Annotated in this window: 23 protein-coding genes and 1 tRNA gene; 14 read left to right on the plus strand and 10 right to left on the minus strand. The window is 32.2% G+C overall.

Going from position 1 to position 22,704, the window contains the following annotated elements; all coding sequences use genetic code 11:
* Window positions 1-43: 43 nt before the first annotated feature.
* Entirely contained in the window at window positions 44-1,315 is a 1,272-nt protein-coding gene (locus EV145_RS18585) for an acyltransferase family protein (protein WP_133526695.1), read from the plus strand.
* 228 nt (window positions 1,316-1,543) lie between these two features.
* Here the strand turns inward: EV145_RS18585 and EV145_RS18590 are convergent, their stop codons facing one another.
* Window positions 1,544-2,806, minus strand: coding sequence for a MutS-related protein (locus EV145_RS18590; RefSeq protein ID WP_133526696.1), 1,263 nt, complete (start codon window positions 2,804-2,806; stop codon window positions 1,544-1,546).
* Window positions 2,807-3,149: 343 nt separating this feature from the next.
* On the opposite strand from EV145_RS18590, the gene EV145_RS18595 reads away from it, so the two are divergent.
* Window positions 3,150-3,701, plus strand: a complete 552-nt coding sequence (locus EV145_RS18595; protein ID WP_133526697.1) for a DUF4494 domain-containing protein — start codon at window positions 3,150-3,152, stop codon at window positions 3,699-3,701.
* Between the two features lie 82 nt (window positions 3,702-3,783).
* On the opposite strand, the gene EV145_RS18600 is transcribed toward EV145_RS18595, so the two are convergent.
* Complete coding sequence (locus EV145_RS18600) at window positions 3,784-4,200, minus strand: hypothetical protein (RefSeq protein WP_133526698.1); 417 nt, start codon at window positions 4,198-4,200, stop codon at window positions 3,784-3,786.
* Between the two features lie 413 nt (window positions 4,201-4,613).
* On the opposite strand from EV145_RS18600, the gene EV145_RS18605 reads away from it, so the two are divergent.
* The 3 genes from EV145_RS18605 to EV145_RS18615 all read left to right on the plus strand — a co-directional run bounded on the left by EV145_RS18605 (window position 4,614) and on the right by EV145_RS18615 (window position 6,867).
* Window positions 4,614-6,140 (plus strand): ArnT family glycosyltransferase, encoded by a 1,527-nt coding sequence (locus tag EV145_RS18605; RefSeq protein ID WP_133526699.1) that lies wholly within the window; start codon window positions 4,614-4,616, stop codon window positions 6,138-6,140.
* Between the two features lie 3 nt (window positions 6,141-6,143).
* On the plus strand, window positions 6,144-6,668 hold the full coding sequence (locus EV145_RS18610) for a DUF4269 domain-containing protein (protein ID WP_133526700.1): 525 nt from the start codon (window positions 6,144-6,146) through the stop codon (window positions 6,666-6,668).
* A gap of 126 nt (window positions 6,669-6,794) precedes the next feature.
* Window positions 6,795-6,867 (plus strand) — tRNA-Met (locus tag EV145_RS18615).
* Window positions 6,868-6,992: 125 nt separating this feature from the next.
* On the opposite strand, the gene EV145_RS18620 is transcribed toward EV145_RS18615, so the two are convergent.
* Entirely contained in the window at window positions 6,993-7,352 is a 360-nt protein-coding gene (locus EV145_RS18620) for a hypothetical protein (RefSeq protein ID WP_133526701.1), read from the minus strand.
* Between the two features lie 465 nt (window positions 7,353-7,817).
* On the opposite strand from EV145_RS18620, the gene EV145_RS18625 reads away from it, so the two are divergent.
* From EV145_RS18625 to EV145_RS18640, 4 genes are all read left to right on the plus strand, one after another.
* Window positions 7,818-8,654: an alpha/beta fold hydrolase gene (locus EV145_RS18625; protein WP_133526702.1), complete on the plus strand. Its 837-nt coding sequence runs from the start codon at window positions 7,818-7,820 to the stop codon at window positions 8,652-8,654.
* A gap of 1 nt (window position 8,655) precedes the next feature.
* Window positions 8,656-9,150 (plus strand): RNA polymerase sigma factor, encoded by a 495-nt coding sequence (locus EV145_RS18630; protein ID WP_133526703.1) that lies wholly within the window; start codon window positions 8,656-8,658, stop codon window positions 9,148-9,150.
* A complete protein-coding gene (locus EV145_RS18635; RefSeq protein ID WP_133526704.1) occupies window positions 9,137-9,706 on the plus strand; it encodes a hypothetical protein in 570 nt (189 codons plus the stop codon). Before EV145_RS18630 ends, EV145_RS18635 begins: the two co-directional genes overlap by 14 nt.
* Before the next feature lie 155 nt (window positions 9,707-9,861).
* Complete coding sequence (locus EV145_RS18640) at window positions 9,862-11,214, plus strand: TlpA family protein disulfide reductase (RefSeq protein WP_133526705.1); 1,353 nt, start codon at window positions 9,862-9,864, stop codon at window positions 11,212-11,214.
* A 181-nt stretch (window positions 11,215-11,395) separates the two neighbouring features.
* Here EV145_RS18640 and EV145_RS18645 read toward each other — a convergent pair whose 3' ends face one another.
* A complete protein-coding gene (locus EV145_RS18645; RefSeq protein ID WP_133526706.1) occupies window positions 11,396-11,881 on the minus strand; it encodes a hypothetical protein in 486 nt (161 codons plus the stop codon).
* A gap of 8 nt (window positions 11,882-11,889) precedes the next feature.
* A complete protein-coding gene (locus EV145_RS18650) occupies window positions 11,890-12,414 on the minus strand; it encodes a hypothetical protein (RefSeq protein WP_133526707.1) in 525 nt (174 codons plus the stop codon).
* A 246-nt stretch (window positions 12,415-12,660) separates the two neighbouring features.
* Here EV145_RS18650 and EV145_RS18655 point away from each other — a divergent pair, with 246 nt between their 5' ends.
* Together EV145_RS18655 and EV145_RS18660 are read left to right on the plus strand one after the other, a co-directional pair.
* Window positions 12,661-13,425: a ThuA domain-containing protein gene (locus EV145_RS18655; RefSeq protein ID WP_133526708.1), complete on the plus strand. Its 765-nt coding sequence runs from the start codon at window positions 12,661-12,663 to the stop codon at window positions 13,423-13,425.
* A 27-nt stretch (window positions 13,426-13,452) separates the two neighbouring features.
* A complete protein-coding gene (locus EV145_RS18660) occupies window positions 13,453-13,986 on the plus strand; it encodes a hypothetical protein (protein ID WP_133526709.1) in 534 nt (177 codons plus the stop codon).
* A 90-nt stretch (window positions 13,987-14,076) separates the two neighbouring features.
* On the opposite strand, the gene EV145_RS18665 is transcribed toward EV145_RS18660, so the two are convergent.
* A complete protein-coding gene (locus tag EV145_RS18665; protein WP_133526710.1) occupies window positions 14,077-14,382 on the minus strand; it encodes a hypothetical protein in 306 nt (101 codons plus the stop codon).
* Between the two features lie 234 nt (window positions 14,383-14,616).
* Window positions 14,617-15,471 (minus strand): Two component regulator three Y domain protein, encoded by an 855-nt coding sequence (locus EV145_RS18670; RefSeq protein ID WP_133526711.1) that lies wholly within the window; start codon window positions 15,469-15,471, stop codon window positions 14,617-14,619.
* 177 nt (window positions 15,472-15,648) lie between these two features.
* Here EV145_RS18670 and EV145_RS18675 point away from each other — a divergent pair, with 177 nt between their 5' ends.
* Together EV145_RS18675 and EV145_RS18680 are read left to right on the plus strand one after the other, a co-directional pair.
* Complete coding sequence (locus EV145_RS18675; protein ID WP_133526712.1) at window positions 15,649-16,137, plus strand: DUF1761 domain-containing protein; 489 nt, start codon at window positions 15,649-15,651, stop codon at window positions 16,135-16,137.
* 118 nt (window positions 16,138-16,255) lie between these two features.
* On the plus strand, window positions 16,256-17,401 hold the full coding sequence (locus EV145_RS18680; RefSeq protein ID WP_133526713.1) for a peptidogalycan biosysnthesis protein: 1,146 nt from the start codon (window positions 16,256-16,258) through the stop codon (window positions 17,399-17,401).
* Between the two features lie 13 nt (window positions 17,402-17,414).
* On the opposite strand, the gene EV145_RS18685 is transcribed toward EV145_RS18680, so the two are convergent.
* Entirely contained in the window at window positions 17,415-18,284 is an 870-nt protein-coding gene (locus EV145_RS18685; protein WP_133526714.1) for a diacylglycerol/lipid kinase family protein, read from the minus strand.
* 62 nt (window positions 18,285-18,346) lie between these two features.
* Here EV145_RS18685 and EV145_RS18690 point away from each other — a divergent pair, with 62 nt between their 5' ends.
* Complete coding sequence (locus EV145_RS18690; RefSeq protein ID WP_133526715.1) at window positions 18,347-19,306, plus strand: App1 family protein; 960 nt, start codon at window positions 18,347-18,349, stop codon at window positions 19,304-19,306.
* A 220-nt stretch (window positions 19,307-19,526) separates the two neighbouring features.
* On the opposite strand, the gene EV145_RS18695 is transcribed toward EV145_RS18690, so the two are convergent.
* Together EV145_RS18695 and EV145_RS18700 are read right to left on the minus strand one after the other, a co-directional pair.
* Window positions 19,527-21,440: an ABC-F family ATP-binding cassette domain-containing protein gene (locus tag EV145_RS18695; protein ID WP_133526716.1), complete on the minus strand. Its 1,914-nt coding sequence runs from the start codon at window positions 21,438-21,440 to the stop codon at window positions 19,527-19,529.
* Between the two features lie 230 nt (window positions 21,441-21,670).
* Window positions 21,671-22,678 carry a TerC/Alx family metal homeostasis membrane protein gene (locus EV145_RS18700; RefSeq protein ID WP_133526717.1) on the minus strand — a complete coding sequence of 336 codons (1,008 nt, stop codon included), beginning with the start codon at window positions 22,676-22,678 and terminating at the stop codon, window positions 21,671-21,673.
* Window positions 22,679-22,704 lie beyond the last annotated feature (26 nt).

Below are 22,704 nucleotides of genomic sequence, written 5' to 3' on the forward strand. Positions count from 1 at the left end.
TCTAAAAATCTAAAATCTAAAAATCTAACATCTAAAAAAACCAATGACAAAAGAACGTTTAACCTCGCTGGATGTATTTAGGGGATTTACTATTTTATTGATGACGATAGTAAACAATCCGGGAAGCTGGTCTTCTATATATCCGCCATTAGAACACGCCGAATGGCATGGCTGTACGCCAACTGATTTAGTATTTCCTTTTTTTGTTTTTATAATGGGAACTGCAATACCTTTTGCAATGCCGGTAAAACATTTTGACGGAGCTGTTTTTAATAAAATCTTGGTTCGTTCGTTACGAATTTTCTGTTTAGGATTGTTTTTGAGCGTTTTCAGCAGAATCCATTTATTTGGTTTAGAAGGAATTCCGTTATTAGGAGTGAGATTAGTTATTGCATTTGCGGTAGCTTATGCCCTTTTAGGAAACTTTTCGATGAAAGTCAAAACCATTCTTGCGGTAGGAATTTTTATAATACTGCTTTCTTTAGCCTTTAGCGGTTTAGAACATTTTGAAGATACCCGAATTCCAGGTGTTTTACAGCGAATTGCAATTGTTTATTTCTTTAGTGCTATTCTATATCTAAAAACAAATTTAAAAACACAGCTTGTAGTTTTAGCGACACTTTTAATTGGCTATTGGCTTTTGATGGCTTTTGTTCCAGTTCCTGGATTTGGTCCTGCAAATTTTGAAAAAGGCACTAATCTGGCCGCTTGGTTAGACGATACACTTTTAAACGGACATTTATGGGTTGCTTCTAAAACTTGGGATCCAGAAGGAATTTTAAGCACATTGCCTGCCATTGGAACAGGAATTCTTGGAATGTATATTGGTCAATTACTAAACGCGCAAGCAAGCAAAACCCAAATTCTAAAAAAGACGGCAATCACTGGAGTAGTTTTAGTAATTGGAGGTTTGCTTTGGAATATCATTTTCCCAATAAATAAATCGCTTTGGACAAGCTCTTATGTTTTATACACTGCCGGAATCGGTACTTTATGTTTAAGTTTATTGTATTATATAATCGACATTCAAGGGTATAAAAAATGGAGCAAATTGTTTTTAATCTGGGGAGTAAATCCAATGATTGTTTTTTTCTTTTCAGGTGTAATTCCGAGAGTTCTTACTGCTATTAAGGTTCAAAATCCAGAAATTGGCGGAGAAGAAATTAGCCTTCAAACTGCAATTTATAAACATGGAATTGCACCTTGTTTTGAAAATCCGCTGAATTCTTCATTGGCTTTTGCCTTGGCTTATGCAGCTTTCTGGTCCATTATACTTTGGATTTTTTATAAGAAGAAATTGATTTTTAAAGTTTAGTTTTAATATCTTTTTTTGCCACGAATTACACGAATTTTCACGAATGTTTTTTTTGTTAGTTATAAAATTAATCAGTGGAAATTTGTGAAATTTGTGGCTATTTTTTTTAAATACGTTGCGTAGACGCACTGCTGTGCGCCTCTACGGATATGCGCGGTGGAAACGAAATAAAAAAAAACGCACTTCAGAACAATCTGAAGTGCGTTTTTTAGTTCTAATTATCCAAAACTAATTAAACTGCAAAAGTTTATTCAGTCCTTCTTTTTCAAATAAAATTCGGCCGACTTTAATATCTGACCAGCCTTTTTTTAATTTATAAGTAAATGTTGGAATATTGTCGATCAGTTCGCAGTCCAAATAATAAGTTGAAACCGATTCGTTTGTTAAATCCTTTAATTCTTGAATATGGGTCGAAATTAAAAAATAAGAATTAGAATATGCCCCAACCCCATTTATAGTTCGGGTACAAATTTCTAAAGCATCTTCAACATTTGTACCGCTAAAAAGTTCATCAAAAACAACAAAACATCTTTTCCCGTCTGCCGCTTTTAAAACCACATCTTTGAGGTTCACAACTTCGGTCATAAAATGACTATAGCCGTTTAAAATATCATCACGCTTATTAATTCCGATTGAGAAATCAGTACAAAATGGAATTTCCGCGTTGCCTGCTGGAATTCCTAATCCGAGATTTCCTAAATAAATACACAAACTGACTGATTTAAGAAAGGTTGATTTTCCAGACATATTTGGGCCATTTAATACAATTACATTATTAATTGCCGTAAAACTATTTTTGATTGGACTATCAATTAAAGGATGGTAAAAATCATCTATCACAAGACTTTTATCCGTTATAACAGGAAAAATAAATTCGCGATCAATAATGGTTTTGCTAATCGATAGATAAGATTCAAACAAAAATAAATCATCCCAAAAGGTTCCAATTTTTCCTTCTACCTGTAAAGCCGAAATTTTAGCTACTATTTTTTTTAGGTGCTTGCTTTTTAATTGTTTTTCTCTAATTATATACTCATATTTCCTCAGTTCAAAAACAGAAAGAAAAGACAATATTCTGTTCAAATCTTTTCTATACGGTTCTGGAAAGTGTATTAAATTAAGTCTTGAAAAACAAGTCGACTCTAATCGACGAAAAAATAAGATCAGCTGATGTATTTTATTATGCGTCAAGATTTCATCGGCAGTTGGTCCAAAAAACAGAAAGCGCTTCCAGTTTAAATTCTCTTCTTTAAAATTATTCAAGAAATAGTGAACTTCATTTACATATAAAACTGTATAGGAATAGTTTTTTAAAACCTCTTTATTTAAGACAAATCCTTTCAGAATATTTTGTCTTTCAATAATTTGATTTTTAGCTTTTAAAGGCGTTTCTAAAATAGTAAGGATTTTTTTCTTCGTAAAGCTATTTAAAGAAAAATCAAAAATAGGCAATACTTCATCTTTTATGTTTAAATCTTGAATATTGTTCATACTTACTATTTTCGAGTTATACGTAATTGTTTTTAGGCCGGCATTTAATACTTGTTTAAGCTAAAGTAAGAAAATTATATACAGAATCATGAAATACAGAGTTGTAAAATTTAAAAAATAATATTATTTTAACAAATAAAACACTTCATCTTCATTAAAAAACGGCCAAATACACAATTATAAAAATTGTTGTTACAAATAGCCTCAAAAACCATTTAATCTTAAACATTAAACAAAAAATTAAAAAGAAGCACTTATTTCAAATTGTGAATATCTATTTTCAAATTTGAATCGTATTTTATCAGTAAAATCTATCTTTGGCATCCTTAAAAATTACAAAAAAATGAGCGCAATTTGGTACGAATGCAAAGTAAAATATAGAAAAACTGATGAAACGGGCGGACAAAAAGTTTTAACCGAACCCTATTTGGTTGATGCTTTGTCTTATACAGAAGCTGAAAAAAGAATGACTGAAGAAATGGCCGCTTACACTAGTGAAGAATTTAAGATCACGGCTATCAAAGTGGCAAATTATGCCGAAATTCATCCGTTTGAAAATGCGGACAGATGGTTTAAATCTAAAATCACTTTAATTGCTTATGACGAAGAAAGCGGAAAGGAAAGAAAAACAAGCATGTATATGCTAATTCAGGCAAATGATGTTCGCGAAGCTTTTGACAACACACTTCACGTAATGAAAAATACAATGGGCGAATATTCTATTCCGGCTATTACAGAAACAGCTATTATGGATGTTTTTCCTTATTTTAGCGGTGAAGAAGGCGAAACAGAAATGCTGGAACGATTCAACGCGCTTAAAGCTTCAAAACCTGCAACTGCCGAAGTTCAGGATGCAATGGAATTTGATCCTGCTTATTTAGAGGAAAACCTTTAAATTCAAGACATTTTCTAATAAAATTGAAAATAAAAAAAAGCAAAATAGAATTCTATTTTGCTTTTTTTTATTTTATACTATCTTAATAAAGCATTTTTGCCAGTGGCGTTACTGCCGAAGCTGATTTTGGCAATAATGATGTAAGTGCATCAAATTGTGTTGGACTTATATTCTTTTTCATTTTGGCTATAAAAGACTCTCTATTGGCAGTCATTTTAGAAGTATAACCCGCCTTATCAGTAGCCATTGTAGGCAAAATATTCTTCTTTTTATTTAGCGTTTCATTTACCAATGAATTTACCACCGGTTTTTGAGCATCAGTTAATTTCAATTTTGGAGATAAGACTCCCATAACCTGATTCGAGATACTGGCAACATCAAAAGCAGGAACTGCTGTTGTCGACGCCTTACTGGCCGCTTTTGTAATATCTCCTACACTTTGCGCATTTGCAAATGAAATTGTCCCTAAAAGGACTGCCACAATCCATATTTTTTTCATGGTATTTTCTTATAAAGTTATTGCTTGATATTAAAGGTAGTAAAAATGTCAATTCAACTCCCATTTAAAATTCATAAATATCTAAACAACTGCGCTTTACAAAACAAAACAACTCCATTGAGTCTAATTTATTTTTTTATTCAACACATAGAAACATAGATTCCATTTGTCGAAAAGAGCTAAAAAAGAAACTAGTTTCTAACACATAGCCAACTATGTTTGTTTAAAACAAGTGAAACGCCTTTTTTAAGCATGCTAAATTTATGTTTCTATGTGTTTGAATAATTGCACACAACGGGTTATATCTCAATATTCAAAAATCAAAATAAATCCTATCTTAGTACAGAATTAAATGTTGATTTAAAACCACTTACAAGACAAACGCCAAACAAACCTAAGAAACCAAAATCTACATGACTAAAAAAACATTTATTTTAATTGGGTTTATCATTTTAAAATTCGCACTTCAGTATCTATTGTTAAGTCCGGAATATGATTTGCAACGCGATGAATATCTGCATCTGGATCAGGCGCATCATTTGGCTTGGGGCTATTTATCCGTTCCGCCTGTAACTTCCTGGTTTTCGTATATCATTTATTTGCTCGGAAATTCTATTTTTTGGGTTAAGTTTTTCCCTGCCCTTTTTGGCGCTTTGACACTTTTAGTTGTTTGGAAAACAATCGAGGTATTAAAAGGAAATTTATTTGCATTGATTCTAGCTGCAACTTGCATTTTATTATCCGCCCTTTTACGATTAAACATGCTTTTTCAGCCCAATTCTTTAGACGTTTTATGCTGGACCACTTTTTATTTTGCAGTGATTCAATACATCAAAACCGAAAAAGCAAAATGGCTTTATGCAGGCGCAATAATATTTGCTTTTGGTTTTCTCAATAAATACAATATTCTTTTTCTTTTAATTGGACTTTTGCCTGCGCTTTTGGTTTCAAAACAAAGAAAAATCGTTGCAGATAAGAATCTTTATTTTGCTTTGATTTTGGGATTGATTTTAATTCTTCCCAATCTTTTATGGCAGTATAATAATCATTTCCCGATTGTACATCACATGAAAGAATTGGCCGAAACACAGTTGGTAAATGTTGACAGAGCTGGATTTTTAAAAGAACAATTACTGTTTTTTATTGGCGGCTTTATTGTTATTCTTTCGTCACTTTATGCATTGCTTTTTTATAAGCCTTTTGCAAATTATAGATTCTTCTTTTTTTCGATTGTCTTTACTCTTTTGGTTTTTATTTATTTCAAAGCCAAAGCTTATTATGCGATTGGTCTTTATCCAATTTACATTGCATTTGGTGCGGTTTTTTTAGGAGAAATATTAAAAGCAGGATGGAAACGTTTTTTACAGCCGGTATTAATTTTGATTCCGCTTTTGCTTTTTATTCCAATTTACAACGTCGCGTTTCCGAATAAAACACCGGAGGAAATAATTGCAAAACCGGAGCAATACAAAAAACTTGGAATGCTGCGCTGGGAAGACGGAAAAGATCATGAACTGCCTCAGGATTTTGCCGATATGCTCGGATGGAAAGAACTTGCACGAAAAACAGATTCGGTTTATGCCTTATTTCCAAAATCCGAAAATACATTGGTGCTTTGCGACAATTATGGTCAGGCGGGAGCTATTAATTATTATACCAAAAAAGGCATCAAAGCTGTTTCTTTTAATGCCGATTATGTTAACTGGTTTAATTTGAATATCTATTACAAAAACCTCATAAGAGTAAAAGAATTTGAAGAAAACAGCACTGAATTTGCAGAAACAAGTCCGTTTTTTCAAAAAGCTGTAATTGGCGGCCAAATAACAAACAAATATGCCCGCGAATACAAAACCACAATTTTTGTTTTTACCAATGCTAAAATAAATATCAATCAAAGATTAGCTCAGGAAATTAAAGAAGAAAAAAATTACGACAAGTAAAAAATGATTGATTTCAGTACAATTGACTACTTAAAATCAGGAAATGAAAAGCAAATTCTGGCTTATGAAACTTTAATTAAAAACAAGGTTTTAGAAGTTCTTGCGGAATTTAATCCAATTCTCGTTGGCACAATTCCAATAAATATCGACATTGAAAACAGTGATCTTGATATTATTTGCTATTGGCAGAATAAAAGTCATTTTATTGAAAAAATCACTTCTCTATTTAAAAACAAACCTGCTTTTGAAATCAGGGAAGCAATCATAAATCAGCAAGAATCGATAATCAGCAGTTTCAAATTAGATAATTTTGAAATAGAAGTTTTTGGGCAAAATATTCCAACCAAAAATCAAAATGGCTACAGACACATGATTATCGAGCATCAAATTCTGCAGTCAAGAGATGAAATCTTTCGCCAGGAAATCATAAAACTCAAGAAAAACGGCCACAAAACGGAACCCGCTTTTGCTAAATTATTAGGTTTAAAAAATGATCCCTATTCCGAATTACTTGATTACAAGATCTAATTTTAAAACCTAAAAAACACAATTCACTATATATCAATTAGTTATATTTTAATTTATTTAAATAAAAATATTTCACTAATTCCTTTGTAAAACTGTATTTAGTGCTTATCTTTGCACCCGAAACATCGCGGGATAGAGCAGTAGGCAGCTCGTCGGGCTCATAACCCGAAGGTCACAGGTTCGAGTCCTGTTCCCGCTACTAAGACAAAAAGCTTCAGAGAAATCTGGAGCTTTTTTTGTTTACTTACCTTTATGATTTTCTTTACGGGCACAGATTACAAATCTACGCTATCGTTGTCTACATATCGGATCGATCGGAGTTTTTTATTCTATCACCAGATTCAAATATGTGTTTCCGTCTTCACCAATATATTCAGAATTAAATACTCGTTTCCCAATAATTGATTTCACTGCTTTCTGAACATCCTCTAAATCTCCTCCCAATTCTAAATTCACATTTTTTTCTGTATTAAATGCATCTTCATCTATAAAATCAGAAACATGTAAATAAAACTTATCAAGTATGTCTTCAAGTGGATATTGAGAGCTTTCGTTTTCTTCTAGATCAAAATTCAATGCAAAAACATAAATATCTTCCTCTTTATTTCTGTAAATATTACTTTCTATAAATTCGTAATCTGCATTACTATACTTATCAAGATTAATGTGTTTAATATTTTTCATTCGTACTTTATGTGTTGGTTATATTCTGATTTACTTATTTTTATTAGCTCGTGCCAGCGGATAATAGTAAAGCATGATTTAACAGTTCCTAGTGTAATTTCCTCACACTCTCCGAAGTGTCCCTCATTCATGCTACGCAATCCCGAAAACCTTCGCTACTGACTATCCGCCCTTTCAAACAAATATAATCTGAAAAACGAAAACTTCTCAAAATCTAAGACTTTTATCAGGTTTACAACTTCTTAGATATAAAAAAATTGTGCAAAGTCAGTCGCGAAGGCTTTCGGGATTGCACAGGTTTTCATGGTAACACTTCGGAGAGCAGGGGACTTTTTACTATGATAAATTGCAGATTTTCAAACCTAAATTTTGAGACCCATAAAAATATTTAAAAAAAAATGCTTTTTTGAGGTAACAATTAAACTAGTACTGCATCAAAAGGTAAACTTTAAAAAATTAAATGTCATGAAAACGAAATCTATTTTAATTATCGCATTTATTCTCCTTGTCTCAAAATCTGTTTTTTCTCAAACTGCTTTCAAGGTAGAGGTTAAAGGAAAAGGAGCTCCTGTCTTGTTATTCCCTGGTTTTGGCTGTACAGGAGAAGTATGGAATGAAACAGTAGCCGAACTTTCTAAAAATTACGAATGCCACATTTTTACTTTTGCAGGATTTGGCAATGTTCCCCCAGTTGAAGGACCTTGGCTATCCACCGTAAAAGATCAGGTCATTTTTTATGTAAAAAGCAAAAAAATAAAAAATGCGGTGTTGATCGGCCATAGTCTCGGAGGAACTTTAAGTTTGTGGCTAGCATCCGAAGAAACTGATTTATTCAAACAGTTAATTCTCGTTGATGCTTTACCCGCAAGTGCCGCTTTAATGATTCCTAATTACAAAGGCGAAGCTATTCCTTATGATAATCCGCAGAGTAAAATGATGTTGGCTATGGATCAAAATGCTTTTAATGCAATGAATTCACAATTAACCTCTTACATGTGCCTGAACAAAGAAAAACAAAAAACAATCAATGATTGGATGAATAGTGCCGATAGAAAAACTTATGTTTATGGTTATATTGATATGCTTAATTTAGACCTGAGAAAAGAAATTTCCAAAATCAAAATTCCAGTAGTAATTTTAGCTGCAACAAATCCAGATCTTACTACTGTACAAAAGACTTATAAAGTCCAGTACGAAAATCTGCCATCCGCTAAAATTCTGTATGCATCAAAAGCAGCGCATTTTGTAATGTACGATCAGCCGGAGTGGTTTATAGAAAATGTAAAATCAGAATTAAGATAACGTGGCTGGAAAAGAACAATTCAACGAGATTTACTACAAGCATTACAACAAAGTGTTTCGTTTGTGCAAAGGTTATTTTTGTGGAGATACTGCATTGGCCTCGGATGCGACACAGGAAATCTTCATCAAAGTCTGGGAGAAACTAGACACTTTCCGAAACGACTCGAGTATCAGCACATGGGTTTACCGGATTGCAGTAAACACCTGCCTTCTTTATTTAAGAAAATCATCTTCAAGAAAAGAAATCAGGACCGATATTCTGCCTCAGACTGCTTCAGAAAGTTATTCGAGCGAAAAAGACGAACAGCTTCGACAAATGTATCAATGCATACAAAAGCTTGAAGAAACAAATAAAATGATAATCCTGATGACATTAGACGGCGTAGAATATCAGGAAATAGCAGAAGTAATCGGGATAACCGAAGAAACTCTTCGTGTTAGAATCCACCGAATCAAAAAAAGTTTAACTCAATGTGTACAAAATGAAAACATTTGAAGAATTACAAAATATTTGGGAGCAGCAGACAGAGTCTGATACAAAACCAACAGCCACTGAAATCATTAAAAAAGCAGAGGCAAATACTAAGAAAATTAAGCGCAGCCATTTTTGGACCAAAGTAATTTTAAGCCTGACCTCATTAATACTAATCTCCTATTATATTTGGGTAGGCGCTTATAGACAAACACTGTTTAGTTTTGGATTATGCATCATGATTACAATGCTTCTAGTACGTATAGCCATAGAATGGATCAGTACGAAAAAACTAGAGAGCTTAAAGACCGATGTTAACTTAATTGAATATAGCAAACTGGCTCATCAGTTTTATGAATGGCGAAAAAAAATACATTACATTTTCACACCTATTATTTATCTAACTTATATCGTTGGTTTCACCTTGCTTCTACCTGTTTTTAAAGACAATTTCTCGAGTGGTTTTTATCTTTACATCCTCATAAGCGGGTATGCTTTTTTATTAATCTTTGGATTTTTTATGATAAGAATAATCAAAAAAGAAATAAGGCTTTTAAATTTCTTAAAAAACATTTCTTAAAAGAAATATTTAATGAATCGAATAGATATTTCTATGCTTCCTATTACTAAGAGAAAAGCTTCAGAGAAATCTGGAGCTTTGTTGTTTCTAATAAAATAATCCTTATTTTTAACAAGATAACTTAGTTTAAAATCTAACTCTTTAACCACCAAAAAATGAAAAAAGCCTTTTTTTTATTACTAATTGTAGCCTTATACTCATTCACAACTCAGGAAGAGACAACGATTGTTTCAGGTAAAATAACCAATACCGAAAATGGAATAATTAAAATCAAAGGGGATTTTGTTAATAAAGAAATCAAGCTAAAACCAGATGGCAGTTTTTCAGAAAATCTAAAATTAGATTATGATGGTGTTTATAAAATTGAAACTACTAAAAACAGCATTCCAGTATATTTAACTAAAGATTCTAAATTGATAATTAATGCTGATGATACGAATTTAGCTTCAACTTTAAAATTTACAGGTAACGGAAGTGTAGAAAATCAATATCTTGCTAAAAAACAGCTTATAACTTCAGCAATTGCAGACGAGGAACTTTATAAACTTGACGAAAGTGTGTTCCTGAAAAAGCTCCAAGAAATAAAAAATTCAGTTAACACTTTGTACCTAAAAACAAAATTTACTAATTCTGATTTCAAAGCAAAAGAAGCCAGAAGCATTCATTATTTAGAGCAGAAACATTTGCTTTTTTATACAAAACAACATTATTATTTGGCAAAACAGTATGATTTTAAAGTTTCTGAAAAATACCCAAAGTTTGACGACACAATCGATTTAGACAATAATTCTGATTTTTTATTTTCTAATGAATATCAGGGTATTGTGATAATCAAATTTTATGAAAAGATGAAAGGAGATGAGGGTAGTTTTTATCTTACTGCTAAAAATTCAATTCCAGAAATTAAAACTTTAAAAAGCCAAAGCATAAAAAATCGTTTAATAGAAAACTTCACAAACGATGTTAGTCTGGAAAATCTGAATTATGATAAAACATATCAGGAATATTTATCCATTACAAGCGATCCAATTATCAAACAAAAACTAACCGCCAATTATAACACAACAAAAGCATTACAACCTGGAAATCCGTCTCCGAAATTTGATTACGAAAATCAAAAAGGAGGTAAAACTAGTTTAGAAAATCTGAAAGGAAAATATATTTACATCGATCTTTGGGCAACATGGTGTGGTCCGTGCCGTGAACAGATTCCATTTCTTCAGAAAGTGGAAGAGCAATATAAAGGAAAAAATCTAGAGTTTGTCAGTATTTCGATTGATGCGTTAAAAGATCAGCCTAAATGGAGCAAATTTGTTGTCGAAAAACAATTGGGCGGGATTCAATTATTGGCAGAAAATGAATGGGAATCAAAATTCGTAAAAGATTATGCTGTTTGGGGAGTTCCAACATTTATTCTTCTTGATCCTAATGGCAATATTGTTACTGCACGCGCTCCAAAACCTTCTGACCCTAAACTTATTGATTTATTGAACAGCTTAAAAATATAAAGCTGCATTACGATTCAAATAACTTTTATCCAAAAACATCCATAAACTTATTAGATACTTGAGACTTTCTAATAAAAAGCAAAAGCTTCAGAGAAATCTGAAGCTTTTTTATTCTTAACACTTAATGTCTACTATTGCATAAATATTTTTTTAAGCACAAATCATTAGCCCTGTTATTTAATTAAGCCGAAGGTTTATCAAATATCCAACCAGCAATAACAAGATCCTGAATAGTTTCATTTGATGCAATTCCTTGTTTTAATGTTAATCTCTCTTCTGGATTTTTACTTTTTTTTGCATATTTATGCAATACAAAAAATAAGGTTATACTCAATGCCATACCAACTATAAACACTTTTAGGCCAAAAACAGGTAATACAAAAATTAAAATTAACAGATAAATTGCATATTTTAATATTGGAGACTTACGAGAAGCTTCTTCATGAAATTCAACACAATCATTGCATCTTGAAATTCCTATCATCATTTCCTCATACTTTAAACTTCTGTAGACAACAAAATTAGTTCTGTCTTTTACTTTATAAAGCTTTATAAAGTCGTAATTATTAATGTTTTCACTTTCGTTTTGAAAACAATAACCACATCTTTTTTCTTTTGGCTCAAAGCGTTTTAAGCTTTCATTATAATTATATTTAGATAACATCATATATAGATTTAAATTTCTTCTGGATAAAATATCTTAGAAATTAAGAGTTGGAATAAATATGCAATAAGAAAACAAATAAAAAAAGGAATCAATAACTCCACGACATAATAAGAACTTCTAGTATTTATATACAATTCAAAAGCTAAAGGAAATAATACAACTAAAACTATCGATCTGACTACTCCAGCTATTGGTTCATTTTTTAAATTAAAATACCCCGCAGCCCCTGCAATAATAGACGCCAATATATACCATTCATATCCTTTGATGCTTAAAACCGGCCCTAAAATAGCCGCTACCATAATGATAACTCCTGTAATTTCTTGGTTTTCATTATCTTCACTTTTCTCCTGTGCGGCTTCCAAAAGTTCCCTTTTATACTCTCTAATTACTTTATTAATAAGTTCTTCTGCAGTTTTTTCGTCATATCCTGCAACAATTAATTTTATAATTTGATTCTCAACAGATAAATTATCTTTTAAATACGCTTCTTTAATTTCTTTTATTTGCTGATATGAGAGTTCTTTTTCCATTAAATAATTTTATCTGTTGCTGAGAATAAATGACTGTAAATTCCTTTTTGCTATAACAAAAATTCAATTTGCTGATGCAGAAAAGAGCGTTTTTAATACTATTCTATTCTTCGCCAAGTTTCTTTTAATTTTTCTTCCCTTTGAGACAAATATAAATTAAAATCGGAAATATTAATAAGTCTCATCTCACACAAAACATTTCTCAAAGGATTTTTTTTCTATCTTCCAAAAATAAAATTTTACAAAATGAACCTACTATCTTCAATAAAAAAATCTTTTTTATGCACCGTTATTCTGCTAATAAGCTTTTTTCTAGTTTCTTTTTATCAAAAAAACACAGAACAAACAACTTCTGATAAAATCAAAAAAGTCTTGATTTTTTCTAAAACAAATGGTTTCAGACACGAAAGTATCCCAGCCGGAATCGCAGCTATTAAAAAACTGGGGCAGGAAAATCATTTTCTGGTAGATGCTACTGAAGATTCTCTTGCAATTAATTCAAAGAATTTAAAACAATACCAGGCTGTTATATTTTTAAGCGCTTCTGGTCATGTTTTAGGCGAAAATCAGAAATTGGCTTTGCAAAAATTTATAGAAAAAGGAAATGGTTTTGTCGGCATTCATTCGGCTACAAACTGCGAACCTGACTGGCCTTGGTACACACAAATGATTGGTGGTATTTTTGACGGGCATCCAGAACCGCAAAATGCAAAACTTGTAATTGTCGATCATGAACATGCATCTACCAAACATCTTCCGGCAATTTGGGAACGAAAAGACGAATGGTACAATTTTAAATATTTAAATCCAGATGTACATGTGCTTATAAAAATTGACGAATCTTCATACAAAGGCGGCAAACATGGCGACAATCATCCTTTGGCATGGTATCATGAATATGATGGTGGCAGAGCGTTTTATACTGCTTTGGGACACAGCCCTGAAAGTTACAGCGACCCTCTTTTTGTACAGCATTTACTTGGAGGCATTACATATGCTATGGGAAAATAAAATTTACTAATCAATATCTAAATAAATATGAACTCAAATCTCAAAATTTCATTTCTTTCTGCGTTTCTAATCTTTACCATTTTAGGATGTTCGGATAAAAAAACGAAGCCCATTCCTGAGAATCCTTATTTGAAAGAATTAGCAGAAAAGCAAATTGGAGACAGCAAGTACTATATTTCTATCCCAAAAAAATATACAATTAAGGAAAACATAGGACCTGATTTTTCTGTTTATTATTTCGTCCCTGCAGATACAACAGCCACAGCAGCTTTTTCAGGCGGTTTTTATTTCGGCAATTACCCAAGTTTGTTTGAATCAGCTAGTGACAGCTGTAAAACGGAAAAGATAAAGAGCAAAATTCTAAACAAAAATGCCGACTGGAGAGTCTATAACTGCAAAGGCAAATATTCTATTCAGTCTATTTTTGAGAGCGGAAGCAATGAAGGCTGGAATCAATACATTCATGCCTTTGCAAATGCAAATTCGGCTGCCGACTTAAAAAAGGTATTCCTGATTTTGGAGACAATGAAAAAGAAGGAACCTAAAAAACAGCCCAAATAATTTACTGAGCATTTTTAATCTTCTAAACATCAAAACAAAAAAAGACCGTTCTTTTTGAACGGTCTTTATATTTTTATTTATTTCAAAAACTTAAGCTCTGAACAAAGCAAATTTATTGTGATTGAATAAAACTTTGTCGTAAGGAACATAAAGCGAAACGATTTTCTCTGAAGATGCATCGAATGTGATTCCGTTATGTTTTCTAAACAAATAAATCTCTTTTAAACAATTTGAAAGACTTTGATGGATTTCACTTGTAAAAGTTGGCAGTTTTTTATCGCCTACTAAAAGATCAATTTGATAATTTGAACTGCTTTTTGATAAATTATTACCAATGATTCTTAGTGTAAATGTTGTTGGCTTTCCATATTGTTCGCCTTGATATTGCAGTGTCATAATTTTACATTAAAAGGTTAATTATTTTTCTCTATCCGGCTTTAACCAAAAGACGAATCTAATTTTAAAGTTAAAGAAAAAAAACAAAAATTTTCTAAATATTTCTACAAATTTAAAATAATAAATCGCAAAATCAGAAATAAAAAAAACCGTAACGAGTTACGGTTTTCAACAATTAACTAAATATATTTAATCAACTTTTTTCAACGAGTAAAATTCATTCCATAAGCACGATTAATTTTCGGTAATATCCTTTTGTCTTTCAGCATTTATTTCTAATAAAAACGGATTCCCATTTTCATCAAACATTGTCATATTTAAAGCATCTAATAATGCTATTTTTCTTGAAACTCCTCCTTTAAATTTATTATAAGAAAGATTCATTTCAGAAAGGTTGCGAAGCTTTCCAAGTCCATCCGGAATTTCTCCTTCAAAACTATTATCAAACAAACTAAGGTTTTCCAAAGCACCAAAATTTGCAATTTCCCTGCTCAGGTTTCCCGTTAATTTATTGCCGTTTAAAAGCAATACTTTCAACGTCGAGATTTTGTAAATTGAACTTGGCAGTGCGCCGCAAATTTCATTATTAAAAACCGAAAGCACTTCTAATCGATTTAATTTCCCTAGATCTGCAGGCAACTCACCCGATATTTGATTTTTAAAAAGTTCAAGATCTTTCAGTTTGTGCAATTCACATATTCCCACCGGAATTGTTCCTGAAATTTTATTATCAGAAACATCTAAAACTTCAAGTTCTTTTAGGTTATGGATGTTATTTGGCAAATTTCCTTCCAATTTATTCTTTTGAAAATTCACCTCAACTAAATTTACCAAATCAAAAAATTCCGAAGGCAGTTCACCTTGCAGATTATTATTTGATAAATCCAGAGCTATCACTTTTCCGTTTTCAGCACGCACTCCATACCAGGTTGAAACAGAAAGGGATAAATCCCATTTTATCTTCCATTGCGAACCATTTGTGGCATGATATAATTTGATCAACGCCTCTTTCTCTTTATCTGAAACAGTATCTGCAAAAGAATTAAGAGAAAAAGCGAATGCTAAAAAAAATGTAAATAAGCTTTTCATAACAGATTTGGGGATTGTTACGAGCGTAAAAGTAGGAATTCTATAGACATAATGCACCTAATGTCGATAAAGTGTTAATAAGTAAATATTTAACAGCTTTAATACTACTTTTAAAAAATGTTAAATTAGTGCTTTTTTTGCTTAAATTTGATTCAACTAACATAAAAACCTAATAGTATGGAAATTAACTTTATTGCTTTATTTTTAGCTGCTGTTGTTACACTTTTTACAGGTTTCATTTGGTATCATCCAAAAGTATTTGGAACAATCTGGATGAAAGAAAATAACTTTACACAGGAACAGCTTAGAACCGGAAATATGCTTAAAATCTTCGGATTGACTTATGTTTTTTCTTTGATGATTACTGTTATTTTAATGGCTTTGACAATTCACCAGTCTGGTGCCGTAGGAATGGTTGGCGGACCCCCGATGCTGGCAAACGCAAAACCATCATTTGCAGCCTTTATGGCCGATTATGGAACGGCATACAGAACCTTTAAGCATGGTGCGCTTCATGGGTTTATGTCAGGCTTATTTTTTGCTTTTCCGATTGTTGGAATCAATGGTTTATTTGAAAGAAAATCTTGGAAATATATTTTCATCCACGCTGGTTATTGGATGCTTACACTTATGCTAATGGGCGGCATTATCTGCGCATATGCCTAAATTAAACTTTACAAAACCCGTTTGAAACTAAAAGGCAAACGGGTTTTTCTTAATAATAACTTAAAGAAAGTCAGTTATTATAAATATTATCTAATTTTGAAGAAATTAGCGCACTCTTTTGAATACAACTTATTCTTTTCAAATCTATAATAGTACGGCATCGCTTCCTTTAGAATGGAATTCGCTTGCTTCAGAAAACATCTTTTTGACACGAGAATATCTCGAAGTATTGGAAAACTCTTGTCCAGTCAATATGATTTGTCATTTTATTGGAATTTTTGAAGAAGAAAAACTTTCGGGAATTGCTTTGACTCAATTTTTATTTGCCGAAAAACTAGAATCTTTTGGCGAGCGTGATCAATGTTTAAAAACTTCGGTGCGTAATTTTGCATTTAAAAATTTTGCTTCTCATGTATTATTCGTAGGAAATAATATGCTTACAGGACAAAATGCCTTTGCTTTCGCAAAAAACATTCAGCTGCCAAAAGCTGTCAAGACACTTCATAAAGCAATTAATCAGCTTAAAAAAGATTTAAAAGCTTCGGGTAAAAAAGTTCATATTACAAGTATAAAAGATTTTACTTCAGAGGAAATCAAACCACTTCAAGCCGAATTCAAAAACAATTATACTTTTTCGACACAGCCCAATATGATTTTTGAAATCAATAAAAATTGGAAAACCGAACAAGATTATATCGATGCTTTATCAAAAAAATATCGAGATCAGTACAAGCGTGCCCGCAAAAAAACGGAAGGAATCGTAAAACGAAAAATGTCTTTGCCTGATATTAAGCAATACGAAGATGTTATTTATGATTTGTATTTTCATGTGGCAAAAAATGCGCCTTTCAACACCTTTTTTCTATCACGGAATCATTTTAGTTTTTTCAAAGAAATCATGAAAGACAACTTTTTGTTTTATGGTTATTTTTTAAATGAAAAACTTATTGGCTTCAATACATTGATTAAAAATGGCGCTGTAATGGATACTTATTTTTTGGGTTATGATGAAAATCTACAGCGAGAAAAAATGCTGTATCTGAACATGTTGTATGACATGATTGCCTACTCTATCAACCAAGGTTTTTCGACCATTGTATTTGCCAGAACTGCACTCGAAATTAAAAGCTCTGTAGGCGCAAAACCATTAAAAATGTATGGTTTAATAACGCACAGCAATGCTTTGATCAATCACAATATTGCAAAATTATTTCAATATTTGGAACCAAAAACAGAATGGCAGGAACGAAATCCGTTTAAATAAAAAAGAGTTTTTTTTAAGGCACTGCCATTTTCATTTGTTTGTGCAGAATATGGATTTCTAAATCGGTTTGCGCGCCGCAATATTCGCCATCAATCTGAAAATTCACTGGATAATCTGTTTTTATAGTCGCTTTATCCGTCGAAATAATAACCACATCATCTGAATCAATTGGCATATTTCCTGTAATAATTTTTCCAATCAGCAATAAATCAAGACTTTTTAAAATAACCAATTCAAATTTTCCGTCGTTCATAGCTCCATTTGGGTTAATGATTACGCCGGTTCCATATTTCTGCGAATTGGCAATAACGATCATGCGCGCGGCATGTTCAACTGTTTTATTATTGGCCGAAATTGTGGCCGTAAATGGTTCTTCAGATTCTGTTAAAGTTGTAAAAGCCTGAAGTGCATATCCCCAAAAACCACGCACATCGCCCTCCTCGTAGTTCTTGACCAAATTAGCATTTAAACCGAGATCACTCAAATGAATACTTTTTTTGCCATTTATGCAAATCATATCGATTTCGACATAATGACTCAAAAAAGCAACTTTCAAATTTTCTTCTATTCCGGCAGGCAAATTCAAATCGACAGCTAAACCGTTTGCTGATCCTGCGGGCAAAATGCCAATAATAATATCATACTCTTCCATGGCTTCGGCTACCATTTTAATGGTTCCGTCGCCACCGGCAACAATAATTCTCTCCGGAAGAAAGTCATTATAGAGCGACTTTATTTTATTTAAATCGTTTTTTCCAGTCGTTTCATACACTTCCAGATTTATATGATTTACAGTTGCAAATTCTTCTACAATCTGGATTAATTCACTTTTATCAAGATCTCCAGAAATGGGATTTACAACAAATAAGATGTTCTTTTTCAAAATTTTCTCTTTAAAAATCAATTAAATTAAGTAATTTACAGTTCCATAAATGTACGTAATAAATGAAACCAATCTTACAATTATATCGAGGTTATGCCAATGAAGAAGAATTAATTGTAATGGGACATGTTTTTAAAAGAACATACGAATACGACTTTCAGAAGAGAAATTTAAAAAATGCGACTTCCATAATCAATCAGTTTCGGATAAAAACAATCAAAAATTTTGATGTTTATTTGAAATATGGCAATCAAGAGATTCACACTAAAACATTAGACGACGGTCATTTTAAATTTTGTATTCCTGTTGAAAAACAAGCCCATTTTGGGTGGATGAATTATGAAGTCAGCATTAAACTCAACTCCCAAATTATTACTTCAAAAGGAAGCTTCATACATCCGCATACCGGAAATTTAGGAATCATTTCTGATATTGATGATACTTTTTTAATCTCCCACACCAACAATATTTTTAGGAAAATATACATTTTGCTTTTTAAAAATGTAAATGACCGTAAAGTTTTTAAAGATGTTGTAGCGCATTATCAAGCGTTGAGTTCGGCTGGAAGAAAAAACAAAGAAGAGGTAAATGCATTTTTTTATATTTCGAGCAGCGAATGGAATTTGTACCGTTTTATAGTTCAGTTTACCAAAATACACCATTTGCCGAGAGCAGTAATTTTGCTAAAAGATATTAGAAGAGGAATTACCGATTTTTTCATGAGCGGACGCGGGAATCACGATCATAAATTTGAAAAAATAAAGCATGTTTTAGAGTTTTATCCCAATCTGAAATATATTCTTTTAGGAGATGATTCGCAGCATGATCCCGTTTTATATGAGCGAATCTGCAAAATATTTCCGGTTACTGTAATTGCAGTTTATATTAGACAAACCGGCAAAACTCCGAAAGAAGAAGTAAAAAAAATCATGAAAAATATAGAATCGCTTGATGTTGCTATCTGCTATTTTAAAGAAAGCAGCAAAGCAATTGAACATTCTAAATCTATTGGCATTATTTAAGGTTTTGTTTCAAGTTTCAGGTTTCAGGTTTTGATCTGAATGAATATTTAACCGCAAAGTACGCTAAGTTTTTTTGGCCTACGAGATTTCATAAAAACGCAAAGTTCGCAAAGCTTTGTCAAAAAAGCTTTGCGAACTTTGCGTAATCCTTTGTGTGCTTTGCGGTTAAATTTACGCGTCAAGAATACAACTTGAAACCTGAAACCTAAAACAAAAGATATTATGCATTAAAATTGTCAATTTCTTCCTGAACGATTTCCCAGTCTAATAGAAGTTGTTCCAAATCTTCTTTCTTTTTATTGTATGCAGTAAAAAATGAAGCATCTTCGATATGTTTATCATAATTTGATTCTAACATCTTGTCGTCGTGCTGAATGTCTTTTTCTAATTGCTTAATTTGACTTTCAACCTTGCTTAATCTGTTTTGAAGTGCTTTTCCTTTTTTCTGATCTTCGTACGAGGTTTTATTGCTTTCTTTTGGAGCTGCAGCTTTAGCAACATCTTTTTTCTCTACTTCGCGCATGTTTTCAAGATTGCGCTGTTCTAAGAAATAATTAATGTCTCCAAGGTATTCTTTGATTTTTTGATCCTTGAATTCGTACACGATATTTGACATTCCTTGAAGAAAATCCCTGTCGTGAGAAACCAATAATAATGTTCCGCCAAATTTTTGAAGTGCCGCTTTCAGAACGTTTTTAGATTTGATATCTAAGTGGTTTGTAGGCTCATCCATCAGCAAAACGTTGATTGGCTGTAACAACAATTTACAAAGTGCCAAACGGTTACGCTCACCTCCAGAAAGTACTTTTACTTTTTTCTCAACGTCATCGCCACGGAACAAAAATGAACCCAGCATATCACGAACTTTTGAACGGTTTGTATCTGTTGCTGCATCTTCCATAGTTTGCAGCAAAGTGATCTCTCCGTCTAAATATTCTGCCTGATTTTGAGCAAAATATCCTAATTGAACGTTATGCCCTAATTTGATATTTCCTTCGTATTCAAACTCATTTACAAGTGCTTTGATAAAAGTCGATTTTCCTTGTCCGTTTTGACCAACAAAAGCAATTTTACTGCCTCTTTCAACAAGCAGACTGATGTCTTTCAAAATCGTTTTATCTCCGTAAGATTTCGTTACATCTTCGGCTTCAATAACTACTTTTCCTGGCTCTTTCGAAACTGGAAACGAAATATTCATTACCGAATTGTCGTCTTCATCAACTTCAATTCTTTCTACTTTATCTAATTTTTTAATCAGTGACTGTGCCATAGAAGCTTTTGAAGCTTTTGCACGGAATTTCTCGATTAATTTTTCAGTTTCTTCAATCTTTTTCTGCTGATTCTTTTGCGTCGCTAATTGCTTTTCACGAATTTCATGACGCAATTCTAAATATTGAGAATAAGGCTTATTAAAATCGTATGCTTTTCCTAACGAAATTTCGATAGTACGATTGGTAACATTGTCCAAAAACATTTTATCGTGCGATACGATTACTACAACACCCGGATAATTGCGAAGGAAGTTCTCTAACCAAATGATACTTTCGATATCTAAGTGATTGGTTGGCTCATCCAGAAGCAATACATCATTAGATTGCAATAAAAGCTTTGCAAGCTCAATACGCATTCTCCATCCTCCTGAAAATGTTTCAGTCTGGTTATTGAATACTTCTCTTTTGAAACCTAGACCTAAAAGAATTTTTTCTGTATCTCCCACATAATTATAACCTCCAAGAAGGTCAAAACGATGCGTGTAATCAGATAAATCTTCGATGATTTGTCCGTATTCTTCACTTTCATAATCGGTTCTCGTAACCAATTGATGATTGATTTCTTCCAGCTTTTTTTCTACAATTTTGATTTCAGTAAAAGCTTCATAAGCTTCTTCCAATACCGTTCTTCCGTGCTCAAAATCAATATCCTGACGTAAAAAGCCCATTTTGATATCTTTTTCCTGAGAAATAACTCCTGAATCTGGAGCAAAATCTCTTGCAAGCATTTTAAGCATTGTCGATTTACCGGCTCCGTTTTTACCAACAAGACCTACGCGGTCGCCGGCGCCTAAACGAAAAGTAACTTCTTCAAATAAATAAGTTCCACCAAAAGAAACGGAAAGATTGTGTATATTAAGCATAATTTTTTGACTATTATTACAGGCTGTAAAGGTTTTAAGTACTTTATTTCCTTTACTTTTTGAAAGTGCAAAAGTATGACAATTAATTTAAGTTTCGACTGTCTCTGTCCAAACAAATATTAAGTCCCTTTTATCTTTAAAATTATTTTAAGGCCTCAATTGTAACCATAAAAAAACGGATGTAAAATTATTCCATTTTACATCCGTTTTTATTTTATATAAAAGTTGTTTTATTCTGCGATTTCTTCTTTTGGCTCTGGCAATAAAATGGATAACAATACAGATATCGCTAAAATTCCTCCAATAACAATCAAAGAATAAATTGATTCAATGTGATAGAAAGGAGAAATAATCATTTTTACTCCAATAAAAGAAAGGATAATTGCCAATCCGTATTGAAGTTTGCTGAATAAGTGAATGAAATTATCCAATAAGAAAAATAATGCTCTTAATCCTAAAATTGCAAAAATGTTAGACGTGTAAAGAATAAATGGATCGTTAGAAATTGCAAAAATCGCAGGAATAGAATCTACCGCAAACAATAAATCTGTGAACTCAATAACTGCTACAACAACTAAAAGCGGTGTTGCCAGTTTTTTTCCATTTTCGATTGTAAAGAATTTATCTCCATCATATTTATCGCTTACGCTAAAAAACTTTCTGATTAATCTTGCACCTCTCGTATTGTTGTAATCTTCCTCATCGTCTTCATCACCTGCAGACCAAGATTTGATTCCGGCGTAAACCAAAAACAATCCAAAAGCAGTCATAATCAAGTTAATATCATATTTAAATCCTGACAATCCTGCAAGGCTTAAAAGTTTATTCAAATACGTCAATTCAATTAAAAATGCGCCTGAGAATATGAAAACAGCTCTTAAAACTAAAGCTCCAATAATTCCCCAAAACAATACTTTATGTTTGTTTTGATTGGCAACATCAAAGAATTTAAAAACCAAAATAAAGACAAAAAGGTTGTCTACAGAAAGTGCTTTCTCGATCCAGTACGCCGATTGAAATTCATAAAATTTTGCGGCTCCCGCATAATAATAAACCAAACCACTAAAAATCATTGCTAAACTGATCCATACTAATGACCATGTTATAGCTTCTTTGTTACTTACTACGTGACTTTTTTTGTTGAAAATACCCAAATCCAACAACAGCATAATTACTACTGCTATGGCAAAAATTATTATTAATCCTGGGTGTTCTGAAAAAATAGGGTGTTGATTCATTTGCTTATTAATTTAGTTTGTTTTAA

Origin of the sequence: Flavobacterium sp. 245, from assembly GCF_004362055.1 — a bacterium.
Classification (GTDB): domain Bacteria; phylum Bacteroidota; class Bacteroidia; order Flavobacteriales; family Flavobacteriaceae; genus Flavobacterium.